Source organism: Streptosporangium sp. NPDC050284 (assembly GCF_044459525.1).
GTDB lineage: Bacteria > Actinomycetota > Actinomycetes > Streptosporangiales > Streptosporangiaceae > Streptosporangium.
Genome location: NZ_JBITIZ010000001.1, coordinates 244,879 through 262,112 on the forward strand (window position 1 = coordinate 244,879; position 17,234 = coordinate 262,112).

At 71.4% G+C, this 17,234-nt stretch carries 12 protein-coding genes and 1 riboswitch; of the genes, 5 read left to right on the forward strand and 7 right to left on the reverse strand.

Annotated features, from left to right (window positions below):
• Positions 1–141: 141 nt before the first annotated feature.
• Positions 142–220, forward strand: a riboswitch (ZMP/ZTP riboswitch).
• A gap of 32 nt (positions 221–252) precedes the next feature.
• Both glyA and rsgA read left to right on the forward strand, forming a co-directional pair.
• The gene (gene glyA, locus ACIBH4_RS01075) at positions 253–1,509 is read left to right on the forward strand and encodes a serine hydroxymethyltransferase (protein ID WP_362508652.1); all 1,257 of its coding nucleotides are present in this window, start codon (positions 253–255) and stop codon (positions 1,507–1,509) included.
• Between the two features lie 346 nt (positions 1,510–1,855).
• Positions 1,856–2,983, forward strand: coding sequence for a ribosome small subunit-dependent GTPase A (gene rsgA / locus ACIBH4_RS01080; RefSeq protein ID WP_364230188.1), 1,128 nt, complete (start codon positions 1,856–1,858; stop codon positions 2,981–2,983).
• Positions 2,984–3,165: 182 nt separating this feature from the next.
• Here the strand turns inward: rsgA and ACIBH4_RS01085 are convergent, their stop codons facing one another.
• The 4 genes from ACIBH4_RS01085 to ACIBH4_RS01100 all read right to left on the reverse strand — a co-directional run bounded on the left by ACIBH4_RS01085 (position 3,166) and on the right by ACIBH4_RS01100 (position 6,794).
• The gene (locus ACIBH4_RS01085; protein WP_012893126.1) at positions 3,166–3,480 is read right to left on the reverse strand and encodes a WhiB family transcriptional regulator; all 315 of its coding nucleotides are present in this window, start codon (positions 3,478–3,480) and stop codon (positions 3,166–3,168) included.
• Positions 3,481–3,585: 105 nt separating this feature from the next.
• Entirely contained in the window at positions 3,586–4,533 is a 948-nt protein-coding gene (locus ACIBH4_RS01090; protein WP_362508644.1) for a sucrase ferredoxin, read from the reverse strand.
• A 126-nt stretch (positions 4,534–4,659) separates the two neighbouring features.
• A complete protein-coding gene (locus ACIBH4_RS01095) occupies positions 4,660–6,195 on the reverse strand; it encodes a glycerol-3-phosphate dehydrogenase/oxidase (protein WP_362508641.1) in 1,536 nt (511 codons plus the stop codon).
• Positions 6,192–6,794, reverse strand: a complete 603-nt coding sequence (locus ACIBH4_RS01100) for a TetR/AcrR family transcriptional regulator (RefSeq protein WP_362508638.1) — start codon at positions 6,792–6,794, stop codon at positions 6,192–6,194. Before ACIBH4_RS01100 ends, ACIBH4_RS01095 begins: the two co-directional genes overlap by 4 nt.
• 46 nt (positions 6,795–6,840) lie before the next feature.
• On the opposite strand from ACIBH4_RS01100, the gene ACIBH4_RS01105 reads away from it, so the two are divergent.
• The 3 genes from ACIBH4_RS01105 to ACIBH4_RS01115 all read left to right on the forward strand — a co-directional run bounded on the left by ACIBH4_RS01105 (position 6,841) and on the right by ACIBH4_RS01115 (position 11,772).
• The gene (locus ACIBH4_RS01105) at positions 6,841–8,415 is read left to right on the forward strand and encodes an FAD-binding oxidoreductase (RefSeq protein ID WP_362766182.1); all 1,575 of its coding nucleotides are present in this window, start codon (positions 6,841–6,843) and stop codon (positions 8,413–8,415) included.
• A 217-nt stretch (positions 8,416–8,632) separates the two neighbouring features.
• Positions 8,633–10,141 carry a metallophosphoesterase gene (locus ACIBH4_RS01110; protein WP_362766162.1) on the forward strand — a complete coding sequence of 503 codons (1,509 nt, stop codon included), beginning with the start codon at positions 8,633–8,635 and terminating at the stop codon, positions 10,139–10,141.
• A 35-nt stretch (positions 10,142–10,176) separates the two neighbouring features.
• Positions 10,177–11,772 (forward strand): bifunctional 3'-5' exonuclease/DNA polymerase, encoded by a 1,596-nt coding sequence (locus ACIBH4_RS01115; RefSeq protein WP_362508632.1) that lies wholly within the window; start codon positions 10,177–10,179, stop codon positions 11,770–11,772.
• An 82-nt stretch (positions 11,773–11,854) separates the two neighbouring features.
• Here the strand turns inward: ACIBH4_RS01115 and ACIBH4_RS01120 are convergent, their stop codons facing one another.
• The 3 genes from ACIBH4_RS01120 to ACIBH4_RS01130 form a co-directional block, all read right to left on the reverse strand.
• Entirely contained in the window at positions 11,855–13,162 is a 1,308-nt protein-coding gene (locus ACIBH4_RS01120; protein WP_362508629.1) for an MFS transporter, read from the reverse strand.
• A gap of 243 nt (positions 13,163–13,405) precedes the next feature.
• The gene (locus ACIBH4_RS01125; protein ID WP_362766159.1) at positions 13,406–15,493 is read right to left on the reverse strand and encodes a protein kinase; all 2,088 of its coding nucleotides are present in this window, start codon (positions 15,491–15,493) and stop codon (positions 13,406–13,408) included.
• Between the two features lie 215 nt (positions 15,494–15,708).
• Positions 15,709–17,118 (reverse strand): DUF1116 domain-containing protein, encoded by a 1,410-nt coding sequence (locus tag ACIBH4_RS01130; RefSeq protein ID WP_362766157.1) that lies wholly within the window; start codon positions 17,116–17,118, stop codon positions 15,709–15,711.
• Positions 17,119–17,234 lie beyond the last annotated feature (116 nt).

Sequence of the window (17,234 nt, forward strand, 5' to 3'; positions counted from 1 at the left end):
CCGTGCCGGCACGTTGGTCACGGCCCATCGGATCATCGCCTCGCTGATCGGCGGCTGACGCTCATAATCACGGGCCAGCCGCCGATACGTCATCAGCCAGGACAGCGCCATCTCCACCACCCACCTAGTCCGCTATCGTCTAAGCCGCGACTGGCGCATAAGGTGGGAGAGACCACCGGGGAGCGAAAGGGCGAGGAGGCCGAGCGCCTGGGTCTTCGCGCGATGTCGACGACGACAGGGGAGTGAAGGCGCATGAGTGCTCTTTCCAGCGTGGATCCGCAGATCGCCGAACTCATCAAGGCCGAGGAGCGGCGGCAAACCGACACCGTCAAGCTGATCGCCTCGGAGAACTACGTCTCCAAGGCCGTCCTCGAGGCCACCGGCAGCGTCCTGACCAACAAGTACTCCGAGGGCTACGCCGGCAAGCGTTACTACGAGGGCCAGCAGGTCATCGACCAGATCGAGACCCTTGCCATCGACAGGGCCAAGGCCCTGTTCGGCGTGAACCACGCCAACGTGCAGCCCTACTCGGGCTCACCCGCCAACCTCGCCATCTACCTGGCCTTCCTGAAGCCGGGCGAGACCGTGATGGGCATGGGCCTGCCGTTCGGCGGCCATCTGACCCACGGCTGGTCGGTCTCGGCCACCGGCAAGTGGTTCAACCCGGTCCGCTACGGCGTGCGGCAGGACACCGGCCGCGTCGACATGGACGAGGTGCGCGAGATCGCCCTGCGCGAACGGCCCAAGCTGATCTTCTGCGGTGGCACCGCGGTGCCGCGCACGATCGACTTCCCGGCCTTCGCCGAGATCGCCCGCGAGGTCGGGGCGGTGCTCGCCGCCGACATCGCGCACATCGCGGGCCTGGTGGCCGGTGGCGCACACCCGTCGCCCGTGGGCCACGCGGACGTCATCTCCACCACCACCCACAAGACCCTGCGCGGTCCCCGGGGCGCCATGCTCATGGCCACCTCCGACGAGCACGCCACCGCACTCAACAAGGCCGTCTTCCCCGGCCTGCAGGGCGGCCCGCACAACCACACCACCGCGGCCATCGCGGTGGCGCTCAAGGAGGCGTCGACCGACGAGTTCAGGGACTACGCCCGCCAGGTGGTCCTGAACGCGCGGGCGCTGGCCGAGGAACTCCTGGCCCGGGGCTTCGACCTGGTCTCCGGCGGCACCGACAACCACCTCATCCTGTTCGACCTCACCCCCAAGGGCATCGGCGGCAAGCCCGCCGCCCAGGCCCTCGACAAGGCCGGGCTGGAGACCAACTACAACAGCGTGCCCTTCGACACGCGCAAGCCGTTCGACCCCTCGGGCATCCGCATCGGCACCGCGGGCGTGACCAGCCGGGGCATGGGCGTCGCCGAGATGCGGCAGATCGGCGCCTGGATCGACCAGGTCGTCACCGCCCTGGCCAAGGACGAGGACGAGGCCAAGCACGTCATCACCCGGGTCCACGGAGAGGTCAGGGAGCTCACCTCCCACTTCCCCGCCCCCGGTCTGTGACCGTACCCCCGCAGGGCGGGCCGCCATCGGGGTGATCTCCACCCCGATGGCGATCATCGGTACCGCCCTTGGGGGGATCTTTGCCGGTTCGCGCCGCGCCGGGCGGCGCCCCGGCTGCGGGCCGGTTGAAACCCCCCGGGCTCAGCCCGGGGGAGGCGGTAAATGTGTTTGCGCCGGACGGGAGGCGGTGCGCTAGGGTTCTCCCGGAGAAGCCGTTCGAGAAACGCGCGGCCACGAGGCGACAGGAGGTGGGAAGCATGCGGGTTGTTCTGGTGAGCCTGCCGTCCATCAACCTCCGGGTGCCCGCCTAGCCGATTCGCGACGAGGCACCCGGCCTTCCACAAGGGTGCTTACGTTGTCTTCGCCAATCATCTCTTCTTCATCCGTTCTCACCTCGCTCGGCTGGAACGACTCTCTCGCCGCCGAGCTTCCCGCAGGCCTGACCCCCGCCCGGGTGTCCCGCGTCGATCGCGGTGCCGCCGAGGTGCTGACGGCCTCCGGTCATCTCCGGGCCCACTACGGCGCCAGGGTGCGGCGCGACGCCGCCGCCGATCCCGTGGCCCTGCCCTGCGTCGGTGACTGGGCCGGGCTCCGCCGCCTGGCCGAGGGCCGTTTCGAGCTGGAGGCGCTTCTGCCCCGGCGCACCGCGTTCGTGCGCGGCGGCGTCGCCAGGGTCTCCAGGGGCGGGCTCTCCGGCGACTCCCAGGGCCAGGTGCTCGCCGCCAACGTCGACGTCGTCTTCGTCGCGGAACCCGCCCTGCACGCCACCGACACCGCCGACCTGGGCAGGATCGAGCGGCTGCTCGCGCTCGCCTGGGAGAGCGGGGGGCGCCCCGTGGTGCTCGTCACCAAGTCCGACCTGATCGGCGAGGGCCTCGGCTTCCTGATGGACGAGGTCGCCTCGGCGGCGCCGGGTGTGGACGTGCACCCGGTCTGCTCCGTCACGGGCGAGGGCGTCGACATCGTCCGCGGCTACCTTGAGGGCACGCGCACCGCAGTGGTGCTGGGCGCCTCGGGGGCGGGCAAGTCGACGCTCGTCAACGCCCTGGCGGGGGAGGGGGTGATGGAGACCCAGCAGGTCAGGGCCGGCGACGGCCGGGGCCGTCACACCACCGTGCACCGCGAGCTCATCCCGCTCGCGGGAGGCGGGCTCATCATCGACACACCGGGTATCCGCCGCATCGGCCTGTACGACATGGGCGAGGGCGTGGACATGGTCTTCTCGGACCTGGAGGAGCTCGCCGCCCGGTGCAGGTTCGGCGACTGCCACCACGACAGCGAGCCGGGCTGCGCCGTGATCGCCGCGATCGAGGACGGCACGCTTCCCGAGCGGCGGCTGGAAAGCTGGAACAAGCTTCAGCGGGAGGCCGCGTGGATGGCGTCCAGGACTGACGCGCGGCTCCGCAAGGAGCTTCAGGGCAAATGGAAGAGCATCACCAAGGAGATGCGGAAGGCGGGCCGCAACAGGCCCTGAAACGCGAAAAGGGCCCTGACGGGAACCGATGGGCCCTGATGGGAACCGAAAGCGCGGGGGAAACCCGCCGTGCGGTCGCCCGTTCCGGGGGGCCGCACGCGCGGGGCCCGACGCGACAACGTGTGATCTCGCAGGGGGTTCGCGAGATCACACGTGCGGGGGAAGCCGGGTGGAGGTACTGCTCAGGCGACGGCACTGATGCCGGCGCTGGCGGCGCGGCGCATACGACGGCGACGCTCGGAGGCGCGCTCGTCCTCGTTCAGACCGCCCCAGGTGCCGTACTTCTCCGGACGGGAGAGCGCGTAGTCCAGGCACTCGGCGCGAACAGGGCACTGGGCACAGATCGCCTTGGCCTTACGCTCGCGGATGTCACGCTCGGGCTGACGCTCGCCGTCGGGACCGAAGAAGAGCACGAGGTCCTCGCCCCGGCACGCGGCGTCATCCTGCCAGCCCCAGCTGGGCCGAGGCCGGGCGGTCTGCCGACGTACCTGAGACATGAGAAAACCACCTTATAGTGAGAGGGTATTTCTGGTTGATGCCGCATTGGACGCTTGTGACGTCCCTGAGGACAACGCCTGGATTGGCCGTGATGTTCCCTCAGGTCAGGTCAGCGCGGACGTGGCGTACCGCACAGGGGCTACCCTGTCCAGCGTGACCAGCCGGTAGGTAGTGATCGTATCGGCGCAAGCCGTACCGCATGGCGTTGTCAGCGTCATGGGTTCAACCACTACCCGAAAACGGGTGCCATTACCGCGCACAAATGCCTCGGTGACGGCGCCGTCCAACCTGGAGGATTCCACGGCCACTCCGCCAACCGAGAGATCACCCGTATGAACGCGGATGAAATGCTCAGCGGCCTGCAGTGGCTCAGGGATGCCTGCGCGTCCCCGGAAACGGTCGAGGATGACCTCGCCGGACCGGTACGCGTTGGCTGCCGCGATCGCAGCAGCCTGAGACATGCTGCCGTAGTAAAGCCCGTGTGGCAAGCACACGAGGTTGGCGGCGTATCGATCGCCGCCAACATGTGATGTTTCCCATACTGTGTCCGGCAATGTTTTTGCCAAGGACCGAGCGAGGGGTAGTCCAATGCGGGCGCAGCACGCGTTGCGCTTGGCATGCGTGCAGACCAGAAAAACCGGCTCACTCACAAGTATGCAGGACTCCGGGACCACTCCGGCCACCACGCTGTCAAGGTTAAGATCGTCCGGACCTGCGATGACGCCTTCGGCGATCCATGGTTCGGCCGACCCGGAGTCGGCGACCATGACGTGAATGCCGGTTTCCGCGAGGTTTCTGCGCCCCGGGCGGCGGATCAGCTGGGGGCGGATGCCGAGCCGCGTGGCCCGTTTGATAAGAGTGTGAACTTCCTTGGGAAGGTCGCAGTCTTCCAGGTGGGAGGCCCAGGGGCCGGGGTGCTCGATGAGCAGCCAGAAGCGGGCTCCGACGGTCGCGCTGGCGTGGACCGGCAGCTCACCGGTATGACAGCCCGGAGGGTGGATGCACCCCTTGACGGCTCTGTCCGCCCTGCCCACGACACTCCCCGTGCTCACGATCTCTCCTCGCTCTGACTTAGGTAAGACTAACCTAATGGTGAGAGAAGGGTGGCGAGGAACGAAACGATCACGGGTGGGTGAAGGCGACACGCCGGTGGCCTTTCCGGCTCCGGCGGGCAGGCGTCAGTAGGCCAGTGCGGCACGCGCCAGGGGGAGGGCCGCGTCGCGGTCCCGCAGGACGAGGCCGACCCTGGTCCGCCGGTCCAGGAGGTCGTCCACGTCCAGGGCGCCCTCGTGCCTGACGCCCCAGACGAGCTCGGCCCCGGTGACCCCGGTCGGCCCGGGCTCGGCCAGCCAGGGGTCCTCCGCCATCAGGGAGCGTACGGCGGACGCCTCGCTCCCGTACCGCTCAAGCAGCCGGTCCGCCTCCCGGCCCTCGCGCTCGTCGCCGTTCGCGTCCTTGTGAGGGCGTGCGCCGCCGGCCCCGACGAGGGGAAGATCCGCCGTGCGGCTCGGTCCCGCGTCGAGCCGGCCCAGTGACACGGCCCGGTCGACCGCGTCCTCGGCCATCCGCCGGTAGGTGGTGAGCTTGCCGCCCACGATCGTCACCAGCCCGTCCGGCGTGCTCAGCAGCGTGTGCCTCCTGGACAGGTCGGCGCTGCGCCCGCCGCCGGCGCCTGCGAGCAGTGGCCGCAGCCCCGCGTAGGTCCCGGCGACGTCCTCGCGCCGGATCGGCTCCTCCAGCACGGAGTTCAGGATGGACAGCAGGAAGGTCACGTCCTCCTCCGGTGCCTGCGGCACGTCGGGGACGGGGCCGTCCACCGCCTCGTCGGTGAGCCCGACGTAGACCCGCCCGTCGGGCTGGGGAAGGACGAGGACGAAACGGTTGCTCTCCCCGGGAACCGGCACGTGCAGCCCCGCGGCCAGGCCGGGCAGCGTCTCCGGTCGCAGCACCAGGTGGGTGCCGCGCGAAGGGCTCAGCCGGATGCCCGGGTGCAGTCCGGCGGCCCAGACGCCGGTGGCGTTGACCACCGTCCTGGCCCGGATGGTGAAGATGTCCCCGTCGAGTTCGTCACGGACCAGCGCGCCGTCGCCCGACAGCTCCAGCGCACGGCAGCGCGTCAGTATCCTCGCCCCGTGGGCCGCGGCCGTCCTGGCCACAGCGATCACCAGGCGGGCGTCGTCGGTCAGGCGCCCGTCCCATGACAGCAGGGCGCCGCGCAGCCCGCGCGAGTCCAGCGGCGAGGCGAGGGCGAGAGCCTGCGCGGCGGAGATCCGTGAGGGGCCGGGCAGGAGGTGGCGGGGCGTGCGTGCCGCGACCCGCAGCCCCTCGCCGAGGCGGTATCCGGTCATCAGCAGCGCCGCCTGGCGGCGGGAGACCTCGGGGGCGAGCGGCAGCAGGTAGGGATGGGCGCTGACCAGGTGCGGCGCGGTGCGCCCGAGTAGGTGCCCGCGCTCCACCGCGCTCTCGTACGCCACCCCGACCTGTCCTTTGGCCAGGTAGCGGAGCCCGCCGTGGATCATCTTGGAACTCCACCTGGAGGTCCCGAAGGCGATGTCGTGGGCGTCGATCGCGGCGACGGAGAGGCCTCGGGAGGCCGCGTCGAGCGCCGCCCCGGCGCCGGTCGCGCCCAGCCCAACCACCAGTACGTCCACCACGAGGTCGCGTACCTCGGTCAGCTCGCGTGCGCGGCGGGTGGCGTTGAGAGAGGAGTTCACGGTCGCAGGTACCTTTCCAGGAGCGTGGCGAGCTCGGCGTCCAGATCGTCCAGGCTGACCGGACCGACCGTGCCGTCCGGGGTGTCGGGACCGGCAGGGTCGAGCATGGTCGGGCCGGAGAGAAGGAACGACTGGGCGGTGAGCAACACGGCCCTGGCCATCCTCGCCGGGTCACCGTGCCGCACGGTGTCCCCCTCCTGGCCTCGGACGATCGCCGCCTCGACGAGCGCGAGCATGGCCTCGTGGCTCGCCCCCCTGCGGTCCAGCAGGTAGGGCAGGAGCAGCTCCGGGTCCACCTCGACGATCTTTCGCCAGAGCGGGTGGTCGCGCAGCGCCCGTACCGCCGCCACCGCGGAGGTGACAGGGTCTCCGGTCGCGAACCGGTCCGCGACGCGCACCCACTCGTGGGTCATCAGGTCGGCGACGAGGGCACGCATGTCGGGCCAGCGGCGGTAGATCGTCATGCGGGACAGCCCGGCCCTGCGTGCCACGTCGGTGAGCGTGGCGCGTCGCACCCCTACCGCGAGGACCACCTCGCGGGCGGCGTCCAGCACCTGGCCACCGCTCTCCGCGTCCGCATTGTGACGAATAGACGTCATATGTCACAGTGTAAGCGTGGAAAATCAGACGAGTGCCACCGAGCCCATGCTCTGGTCCGGCTGGGGGGACCCCGGCAAGGCCGCCGACCTGCCGGAACCGGTGAGAAAACTGCTCCACGACGTGCTGGGCGTGAGTCCGCGTCCAGAGCGGGCCGCCGAGTTCGGCGAGGTGCGGTTGCCCGCCGTGACCCTCTCGCCGCCCGTGCACGCGGAACTGTGCGGCGTCGTCGGCGCCGATCACGTGCGCTCCGACGACGAGGCCCGCGTCCGGCACACCCGTGGCAAGTCCACCCCCGACCTGATGCGCATGCGCGCCGGAGACGGTTCCGACGCGCCCGACGCGGTGGTGCTGCCCGGTTCGCACCGCGAGGTGCTGGAGGTGCTGGCCGTCTGCGCCGCCCGCCGGATCGCCGTGGTCCCCTTCGGGGGCGGAACCTCCGTGGTCGGCGGCCTGGTCGCGAGCAGACAGGGCTTCGCCGGTGTCGTCGCGCTGGACCTGGCCCGTCTGGACCGGCTGATCGCCGTCGACGCCGACTCGATGGTCGCGGAGATGGAGCCAGGGCTCCGGGCCCCGAGGGCCGAGCGGCTTCTGGCCGGGCACGGGTTCACCCTAGGTCACTTTCCGCAGTCGTTCGAGTACGCCACGCTGGGAGGTTTCGCCGCCGCCCGTTCCAGCGGGCAGGCCTCGGCCGGGTACGGGCGCTTCGACGACATGGTGGTCGGCATGACCGTGGCCACTCCGCGCGGGACCCTTGAGCTGGGCCGGGCGCCCAAGTCGGCGGCCGGGCCCGACCTGCGCCAGGTGATCCTCGGCTCGGAGGGGGCCTTCGGCGTGATCACCTCCCTGAGACTCCGCGTCCGGCCCGCGCCCGAGGAACGGGTCTACGAGGGGTGGCGGTTCGCATCGTTCGCGGAGGGATCGGCCGCGCTGCGACACCTCGTCCAGCAGGGCGTCGTGCCCACCGTGCTGCGCCTGTCCGACGAGACCGAGACGATGGTGGGCCTGGCGCGCCCCGGCGAGATAGGCGCCTCGCCGACCGGCGCGGGTTGTCTGGCGATCGCCGGATACGAGGGCTTCTCCGAGGTGCCCGCCCTGCGCGAGCGGGTCGCCGCCGTGCTGTCCGGGCTCGGAGGCGTCCCCCTCGGCACGGATCCGGGGGAGTCATGGGTTCACGGACGCTACTCGGCGCCCTATCTGCGCGACTCGCTGCTCGCCGCCGGCGCGACCGTCGAGACCCTGGAGACGGCCGGGTTCTGGTCCAACCTGCCCCGCCTCTACGACGCCGTACGGCTCTCGCTGCACGCCTCGCTCGGCTCGCCGCTGGTCATGTGCCACATCTCCCACGTGTACGGCACCGGCGCCTCCCTGTACTTCACGGTCGTCACGGCGCAGGGCGACGACCCCGTCGGGCAGTGGGAGGAGGCCAAGCGGTCGGTCAACGAGGCGATCGTCGCGGCCGGGGGCACCGTCTCGCACCACCACGGCGTCGGCCGCGACCACCGGGAGGCCTACGCGACCGAGATCGGCGACCTGGGCGTGGAGATCCTGCGCGGGATCAAGGGCAGGCTCGACCCCGAGGGCATCCTCAACCCCGGTGTTCTCGTCCCGCCGGGTGGATAACGGGCGCAGAGGGTAACAGAGGGGCACGGAAGGGCAGGGCAGGCTCCGATCCGGCCCGCACGTTCGATGGCGCTCCGCCGCGCAGGCCGCGACCCGGACCTACCCCGACGGCCCCCGACGGCCCCCGACGGCCCCCGACGGCCCCCGACGGCTTCGAGATCGGCCGCCTTTCCCGAGAGGTATGCGGCTCTTTAAGATCATTGCCAAGATATGGGCCATGGTTGACATAAGACAGGCGGCGGAGCGCGGGCGTGAGGTCTCCTCCCGGGTGTCGAAGGAGGGGGCGGGCTGGTCCTGCGCCGAGACGGGCACCTTCAAGGACCTGCTGCCCAGTAAGGAGAACTTCTCCTGGCTGAACCCGCGCACCATCTGGCGGTCACGGAACGAGGTCCTCGCGATCCTGTTCGGAGACCCCTCGGGGCAGGTGAGGGCGCGCTGGGTGGGCTCGCAGCGGGACCGGGGCGTCGACCCCTCCTTCCGCATCCCGATGGACGTCGGCCCCGAGTTCTCCTTCCTCGTCCTCGGCGACACAGGGGAGGGCGACGCCTCGCAGTACGCCGTGGTGCCGGGCATGCTCAAAGTCGGTGAGGGCACCGCGTTCGCGGTCGTCGCCAGCGACGTGATCTACCCCACCGGCTCGGGCAACGAGTACGAGGACAAGTTCTTTCGCCCGTACCAGGACTATCGGGCGCCGATCTACGCGATCCCCGGCAACCACGACTGGTACGACGGACTCGGTGGTTTCATGCGTGTCTTCTGCGAGGCCCCGGCGCTGGAGGCCGAGAACGAGGGGTTCAAGCTGTCGCCCTCGGGGTTGCGCGGCCTGCTCTGGCGCAAGCCGGAGAAGATCGACGAGGCCCGGCTGGCGAGGGCGCGCGAGCTGCGGGCGAAGCCGGAGCAGCGGGCCGTGCAGCCCACCCCCTACTGGGCGATGGAGACCCCGGGGCTGCTCATCGTCGGGGTGGACACCGGTATCCGCGGCGACATCGACTCCGAGCAGGCCGGTTGGCTGCGCGAGGTCTCCCGCGACCCCCGGCCCAAGGTGCTGATCACCGGAAAGCCCATCTACAGCCGTAACGATTACAAACCGTCGAAGCTGGCCGGCGGCGGCACCATCGACGACATCGTCACCGACCCCGCGCACAACTACGTCGCGGCGATAGGCGGCGACGTGCACAACTACCAGCGCTTCCCGGTCAAGGTCGGGGACCGGACCATCCAGTATCTCGTGGCGGGCGGCTCAGGGGCCTTCATGCACGCCACCCACACCATCCCGAGGGTCACCGTGGGCGGTGTGCACGAGGACGACTACCGCTGTTACCCGCTGCGCGGTGACTCGCTCTCGTTCTACAGCGGGCTCTACAGCGACCGGCTGCGCATGCGGTGGCTCTACCTCACGCCCGACGAGAGCGCGGCGCTGATGTCCCGGCGGATCGGCAACACCCCGGTGAGGGACATCCCCGCCGTGCCGATCACCCGGCGGATGCGGTGGGCCGCCAGGATCCTCGGCGGCTGGCCGATGCCGCTGCGGCTGCCGGTGGGCAGGACGTTCCACCGCTACCTGTCGGAGCTGTCCGACTGGGACACCCCGCCGTTCTTCAAGAGCTTCCTGCACGTCTCGGTCACCTCGGAGGCTCTGACGATCCGCTGCTTCGCCGCCACCGGCTGCCTGCGGCAGGAGATCGAACCCCCGGTCGAGGACGAGATCGTCATACCGCTCGTCTGATCGAGAATGTCGTACCGGCGTGGCAGGGTGGGCGTATGCACGTGTCGGTCGCGGCGGTTCCCGGGGGTGGGGGCGTGCTGCGTGTGGACGGCGAGCCCGCCGAGGCCGTCGCCGATCTGGCCTCGGCCGTCCGCGAGCTGGAGGCCCGTGGGCCGCGCTGGATCTGGGCCGACACGCGGGAGGTCTACCCCGCCTTGCTCGCCGCGGGGGTGCGGCTCGCGCGCTGCCACGACCTCGCGCTGACCGAGGGCCTGCTCCTCGCCCACGAGGGGCGGTTCGGCGAGCCGAGGTCTGCCCCCGCGGCCTACGCCCGGCTGCACGGCCTGCCCGTGCCCGACGATCCCCACGGACCCCAGGCGCGGCAGGCCACCCTTTTCGAGGAGGAGGCGCCCCCGCCGGACGCGAACCTGGTCGCCGAGGTCTACGCCGACCAGCTGCGGCGCGTGGAGGCGACCGCCGACCCCGGGCGGTTCCGGCTCCTGGTCGCCGCGGAGTCGGCCGGGGCGCTGGTCGCCGCGGAGATGGCGAGGGAGGGGATGCCCTGGCGTCGGGACGTGCACGACGAGCTGCTGACCGGCCTGCTCGGCCCGCGTCCTGTGCACGGCATGCGACCCGCCAAGCTCCAGGCCCTGGCCGACGAGGTGGCGGCGGCGTTCGGCACGCCGTTCAACCCCGACTCCCCGCAGCAGATCGTGAGGGCGTTCAAGGCGGCGGGCGTGCCCGTCGCCTCCACCAGGGCCCACGACATCAAGCAGGTCGAGCACCCGGGCGTCGCGCCCCTGCTCGCCTACAAGGAGATGGCCAGGTTCTACAGCTTCCACGGCTGGGCCTGGGCCGACCAGTGGGTGCGCGACCACCGCTTCCGGCCCGAATACGTGGTGGGCGGCGTGGTGACGGGCCGGTGGGCGACCAACGGTGGCGGGGCCCTGCAGATCCACAAGCTGATGCGCAAGGTCATCGTGGCCGACGACGGCTGGACGCTCGTCGTCGCCGACGCGGCCCAGCTGGAGCCGCGTGTGCTGGCCGCGATGGCGGGGGACGTCGGCCTCGCGAGGGCAGCCGGGCAGATAGATCTCTATCAGGCACTGGCGCAGGCGTTCGGCGGCGAGCGCGACAACGCCAAGATCGCGATGCTGTCGGCGATGTACGGAGGCACCAGCGGAGACGCGCCCAAACTGCTGGCCGTGATGCGCCGGCGCTTTCCCCGCGCCTACCAGTTCGTGGAGGACGCCGCCAGGGCGGGGGAGGAGGGCAAGGTGGTCCGCTCCTGGCTGGGCCGCACCTCGCCCCCGCCCTCCGCCCGCTGGCGGGAGCTGGTCTCCGGCCCCGAGGGAGGCCGCGCGGCTCGCGACCGCGGCCGGTTCACCCGCAACTTCGTCGTCCAGGCGACCGCGGCCGAGTGGGCTCTCGTGCTGATGGCCGTGCTGCGCGGCCTGCTGCCCGAGCCGGCCAGGCTGGTGTTCTTCCAGCACGACGAGGTGATGGTGCACTGCCCGGCCGAGCAGGCGGAGGAGGTCGTCGCGGCGGTCGGCAAGGCCGCGGAGGAGGCGACCCGGTTGTTGTTCGGATCGACCCCGGTGCGCTTCCCCATGCTGGCCGTCCCGGTCAGGTGTTACGCCGACGCCAAGTGACGCCCGGTGGGACCGGCGTCCCGGACGGTTTTGGACACTTCCGGGCGCCGGTTGAGCGGACCGGGGTGAGGGCCGTCGCGGCTCAGGCGCGGGTGAGGGCGAGCCAGGCGCCGGTGACCGTCACCATGACCGCGACGGCCGCGCCGAGCACGCCGTACGACAGGCCACCGACGATCACGCCGGCGATCACGGTGCCGGCCGCGCCGCAGACGTTCATCAGCAGGTCGGAGAGGCCCTGCACGGGGGTGCGGTGTTCCAGCGGCACGGCCTCGCTGAGCATCGCCGAGCCGGAGATCAGCCCGAACGACCAGCCGAGGCCGAGCAGGAGAAGCCCGATGGCCACCTGCGTGACGTCGTGCGCCCCGGCCCCGCCCGCGAGGACGGCCGCGGCCAGCAGCAACCCCATCCCGGCTACCAGCACCGTTGTCCTGCCCACCCGGTCGGCCAGCCAGCCGACCACGGGCGACAGGACGTACATCCCCGCGATGTGCAGGCTGATCACGATCCCGATGACCGTGTACGTCGAACCGCCGTGGTCGAGGTGGACCGGGGTCATGGACATGATCGAGACCATCGCGGTGTGGCTCACCGCGATCGCGACCAGCGCGCGTGCCGCCACGGGTGTCCCGCGCAGCACCCGCCAGGCGGTGCGGAACGTCCCGGCGCCCTTCCCCGAGGGGGCGGGTCCTGGCGCGGGGGTGTCGGAGTCGGGGGACGCGTCGGAAGATGCGGAGCGGGCCAGGAGCAGGGGGTCGGGACGCAGGGCGACCACGATGATGCCGAGGGCGATCGCGAAGCTCACCAGGGCGACGGCGAACGGGCCGCTGCCCGACGGCATCCCGAGCCCGGTGCTGAACCGCTCGGCCGGTTCCGCCAGGTTCGGCCCGGCGACCGACCCGACGGTGGTGGCCCACACCACCAGCGAGAGGTGCCTGGCCGAGTGCCCCGGCGGGGACAGGTCGGTCGCGGCGTAGCGCGAGGCGAGGTTGCCCGCGCTGGCCGCGCCGAACAGCACCAGCCCGGCGAGCAGCAGCGGCCAGGAGCCCAGGGCGACCGCGAGCAGCGAGACCAGGCAGCCGAGCAGGGCGCAGCCGTAGGCCAGGGTGAGCCCGGCGCGCCTGCCACTCCTCCCGGACGATTTCGCGGTGGGCAGCGCGAGCAGCGCCGCGCCCAGCACGGTCGCGGTGCCGGCCAGCCCGCTGAGCGCCGTGGAGCCGGAGAGCTCCCTCACGGTCACCGAGCTGAAGGTGAGCCCCACGGCGACTCCGATCCCGCCGCTGATCTGGGCGGCGGACAGGACGGTGAGCGTCCGCCGCTGTACGGCGGCGACTCGCGTCTTCCTGCCGGGGGAGGCGCCGGGGGGCGTGGTGTTCGTGGGGTTCGCGGTCACGAGCGAAGTCTGCCATCACTCATGACCGCGCCACGAGACCATTTCGGGAGCGGCATGGTGGACGGCGGGCGGGACCGGGACGGCGGCGGGACGGCGGTGAGGCGGGGGTGAAGGACGGTGGGGCGGGGTTCGGCCGATGAGACCTGTGACGAGACGAAGGAGGACGAACGGCGGGAGGGATCGGTGGTGAGGCGAAGGATGGTGGACGGCGGGAAGATCGGGGGTGACGGCCGGTCGCCGAGATCAGCTGACGGAGCTGAAGGTGGCGAAGAACGTCTCCAGGATGTCCGAGTTCTTCTCCCAGTCCAGGTCCTGGACCTTGAACGTGATCTGGTAGGCGGTCCGGCCGTTGAGGGCGACGTAGCGCGTCAGCCCGTGCATCGGGACGCCGTTCGGCTGGACGTAGGTGTACTCCCAGTCCGCGGCCTTCCACGTGCGGTAGTTCACCGCCGTCACGCCGACCTCGGTGTATTCGTCCAGGCCCTTCTTGCTGGCCCTGCCCAATGCCGTCATCGGATCCTCGACCGGCACCTCGGCGACGACGATGGTCTGCCCGCCGCTCTTCGGCCCGGTGAAGGTGACCGCCCCGCCGGAGCTCGCCTTCACCGTCCAGTCGCCGGGCACCGCGCCGGAGACGCCGGCGGCGCTCGCCAGTTTGAAGCCCTCGGGGATCTCCTCGCTCGGCCCGGTGGACGTCGCCGGCGCGTCCGCGGAGATCGCCGGGGACGGGATCGTGGAGACCGGGGTGTCGGAGGTATCACTGGGCAGGAAGACGAGCAGTCCGGCGACCACGATGGCCAGCACGCCGCCCCCGCCGAGCATGAGCAGGCGGAAGTCGGGGCCGCCCTCGCTGTTTCCCCGGGCGCGGCGCGAGGTCCCGCGCATCCCGCTCCGGCCGGGCGAGGTGACGGACCGCGAGTCCCGTACGGCGGTGCGGGAGGACGGTTCCCGCGCCGAGGGGGTGGGCCGGAGCGTCGCCTCACGAGCCCTGGAGGCCTCGCTCTGCCCGCCGTGACGCGGCGCGGACGGCTGTGCGGGCGACAGTGCCGGCGACGGTGCGATGTGCAGGTCGCCGGAGAAACTGCTCAGCGGGTCGAACGGGTCGCCGTCGGGTCCGGTGGCCGGGATGCGCAGCGCGTCGTAACCGCGCTGGTGCCCGCCGGTCAGACCGGTGGCCCCGCCCGCCTGCGGGAACCCGCCCGAGCCGGAGGCGGGGAAGGAGAGCAGGTCCGCGCGGTGCGACCTCGAAGGGCCGGAGAGCGCGTCGCCGCCTGAGGAGTCGTTGGCGTACGGGACCCGGATCGGCCCCGAGGGCGTCTCGATGATCCGGGAGGGGGGCGGCCCCGACGGCACGTTCAGCGGGGGCACCAGGTGGATCGGCATGGAGTCGCCCGGGATCGGCATCGACGAGGGCATGGGGCTGGGCGCGCGGTTCGGGGTGCTGGAGCCGTGGCTGCGCAGCACCCGATCGAGCAGGTCCGACACCTGCGAGGCGCTCATCCGGTCGGCGGGGTTCTTGCGGAGCAGGCCCTCGATGACGGCGATGAGGGCACCGGCCCGCTGCGGGCGGCTGGGCTCCTGGGTGAGGATCGCGCCGAGCACGGCCACCGCGTCCGGTCCCTCGTAGGGAGGGCGCCCCTCGACCGCCGCATAAAGCGTGGCGCCGAAGGACCACAGGTCGGAGGCCTGCGTGAACGGCTGGCCCGACAGCCGTTCCGGCGGGATGTAGGCGGGCGAGCCCATCATCAGGCCGGTCTGGGTGACCGTCACGTCTCCCTCGATCGCGGCGATGCCGAAGTCGGTGAGCACCACCCGGTCGGAGGTGAGCAGCACGTTGCCCGGCTTGACGTCGCGGTGCATGATCCCGGCGGCGTGGGCGTGGCGGAGCGCGTCGAGCACCCGGACGCCGATCTCCGCGGCCTGGACCACGGGCAGTGGCCCGCTCTGCCGCACGGCCTGCTCCAGCGACCAGGCGCGGACCAGCTCCATCACGATCCAGGGGCGGCCGTCCTCCTCGACGACGTCGTGGACGGTGACGATGCCGGGGTGGCTGAGCCGGGCCGCCGAGCGGGCCTCGCGCAGCATCCGCCGGTGGGCTCCCTGCTTGCCCGCGTGGTCGAGGCCGTAGGGGAGGATCAACTCCTTGACCGCGACGTCCCGGTCGAGCAGGACGTCGTGCGCGTGCCACACCATGCCCATCCCGCCACGTCCGACCGGTGACATCAGGCGGTAGCGCCTGCCCACCAGCCGGCCCTGGCCTTCCGGTGTTCCGCCCGCGGAATCGCCGCCCTCAGGCCCCAGGGGGTTTCTCCCGAGCAAGCGATCGGTCATCGTTCCCCGTTCCCCAAAACCAGCCCTGTGCGGTGGACACGATATCGGGAGGGCATTTGGTTATGGAAGTTTGCATGCCGAGAAGGCGTATGACGGTATTTGTCAGGATCGGTGCTCTTCAGATCACTGATCTTGCGTCCACGCTCTGAACGTCGCCGAATGCTACCGGCGGATGGAGAAATTGTCAGCTTTACCCAATCTTAATAGACAAAAGATCAATACGTAGCCGTGTGTTCATGATCGGCCGCCGCGGCGAGGGCGGCGAGGGCCGAGGTGAAGGCCGAGGCGGGCGGACTGACCAGCCCCGCGCCGACCTGCCCGGTTCCCGCGACCCGTCCGGCGATACCGGTGTTCACGGTGGGCAGCAGGCCGGTCCTGGCCACCAGCGTGACGTCGACGCCGACCGGCGTGCCCCGGAAGTCCAGCCCCGGGATCTGGTACGCGGGATGCTCGGCCAGGGTGATCTCGTACATGGACCGGGTGGCCGCCATCGCGTCCGACACGTTCCCGCCGACGAACCTCACGATCGCCGGGGCCGCGGCCATCGCGAAGCCGCCCAGCCCCGCCGTCTCGGTGATCGTCGAGTCGCCGATGTCGGGGTTGGCGTCCTCGGGGCCGTAGGCGCCCAGATAGAGACCGTCAGGCACGCCCGCGGGGCCGGTGAACCAGCGGTCGCCCAGCCCGGAGACCTGGATCCCGAAGTCCGTGCCGTTGCGGGCCATCGCGACGACCATCGTGGAACCGGGGACGTTCCTCGCGGCGTCCGTGCTCACCTTGCACGCGGCCATGCCCGCGTTGAGGAAGAAGTGGTCGTTGCCGTTGACGAAGCGCAGGACCTCGGCGGCGTGGCCGGGCGCGGCCTCCACCACGTCGGGGGCGAGCTCACGCACCATCAGCGAGGTGGCGGCGCGGTTGCGGTTGTGCAGCTCGTCGCCCATCTGCAGGGCCTGCGCGGCGAGCGACCTGAGATCGAGCGGCCCGCTCCGCTCCAGGGTGGCCTGGAGCACCGGGCCGAGCACATCGGCCATCCAGCGCAGCCGCTCCAGCACCTCGGGCCCGTACGCGCCGTAGCGCAGCACCTTGCCCAGCCCTTCGTTGAGCGAGCAGTAGGCGGTGCCGCCATGCTCGGCGTCGCGCACCTCGAACATCCACATCGACGGGGTGACCACACCCGCCATCGGCCCGACGGCGCGGTGGTGGTGGCAGGAGTCGAACCGGACACCCCCGGAGGCGAGCCGCTCCTCGGCCTCCTCGGGGTCGGCGGCGAGCCCTTCCAGCAGCATCGCCCCGATGAGCGCGCCCCGCATCGGTCCCGACGCCCGCTCCCACTCGATCGGCGGGCCGGCGTGCAGGAACGTGCCCTTCGGCAGGTCGAGCACCTCGTGCGCGGGCCGTACCCCGACGAGCTGCGGCCGCGCCGTGACCAGGCGGCCCACGGCCGTCTCGTTGGCGCGGACCCTGCGCGGGTCGGCCAGCACCCTGGCCAGGTCGGCCTCGGTGCCGGGCATCGGCGGGCGCCAGTCCACCCGGACCCGCGAGACGGCCTGCGCGTCCAGCGCCTCGCCGAGCACGTCGGCCCCCACCGTGATCACTTCCGGCTCGCCGGAAAGCATGGACAGCGTCATCACTTCTCCTCGAAGCTGAAACCCGGGCCGGGAACGGGCCCGGAGACCCGAGCCTGAAACGAGCCCGGAACGAGCCCGGAAACCTCCGCCTCCGAGGAGGAGGTGCGAACGGTGTG

Excerpts from the sequence above, each read along its gene's own strand:
- glyA (WP_362508652.1), top strand. The coding sequence starts at position 253 with ATGAGTGCTCTTTCCAGCGTGGATCCGCAGATCGCCGAACTCATCAAG.
- ACIBH4_RS01085 (WP_012893126.1), bottom strand. The coding sequence starts at position 3,480 with ATGTCTCAGGTACGTCGGCAGACCGCCCGGCCTCGGCCCAGCTGGGGC.
- ACIBH4_RS01100 (WP_362508638.1), bottom strand. The coding sequence starts at position 6,794 with ATGACGTCTATTCGTCACAATGCGGACGCGGAGAGCGGTGGCCAGGTG.
- ACIBH4_RS01105 (WP_362766182.1), top strand. The coding sequence starts at position 6,841 with ATGCTCTGGTCCGGCTGGGGGGACCCCGGCAAGGCCGCCGACCTGCCG.
- ACIBH4_RS01110 (WP_362766162.1), top strand. The coding sequence starts at position 8,633 with ATGGTTGACATAAGACAGGCGGCGGAGCGCGGGCGTGAGGTCTCCTCC.
- ACIBH4_RS01115 (WP_362508632.1), top strand. The coding sequence starts at position 10,177 with ATGCACGTGTCGGTCGCGGCGGTTCCCGGGGGTGGGGGCGTGCTGCGT.
- ACIBH4_RS01125 (WP_362766159.1), bottom strand. The coding sequence starts at position 15,493 with ATGACCGATCGCTTGCTCGGGAGAAACCCCCTGGGGCCTGAGGGCGGC.
- ACIBH4_RS01130 (WP_362766157.1), bottom strand. The coding sequence starts at position 17,118 with ATGACGCTGTCCATGCTTTCCGGCGAGCCGGAAGTGATCACGGTGGGG.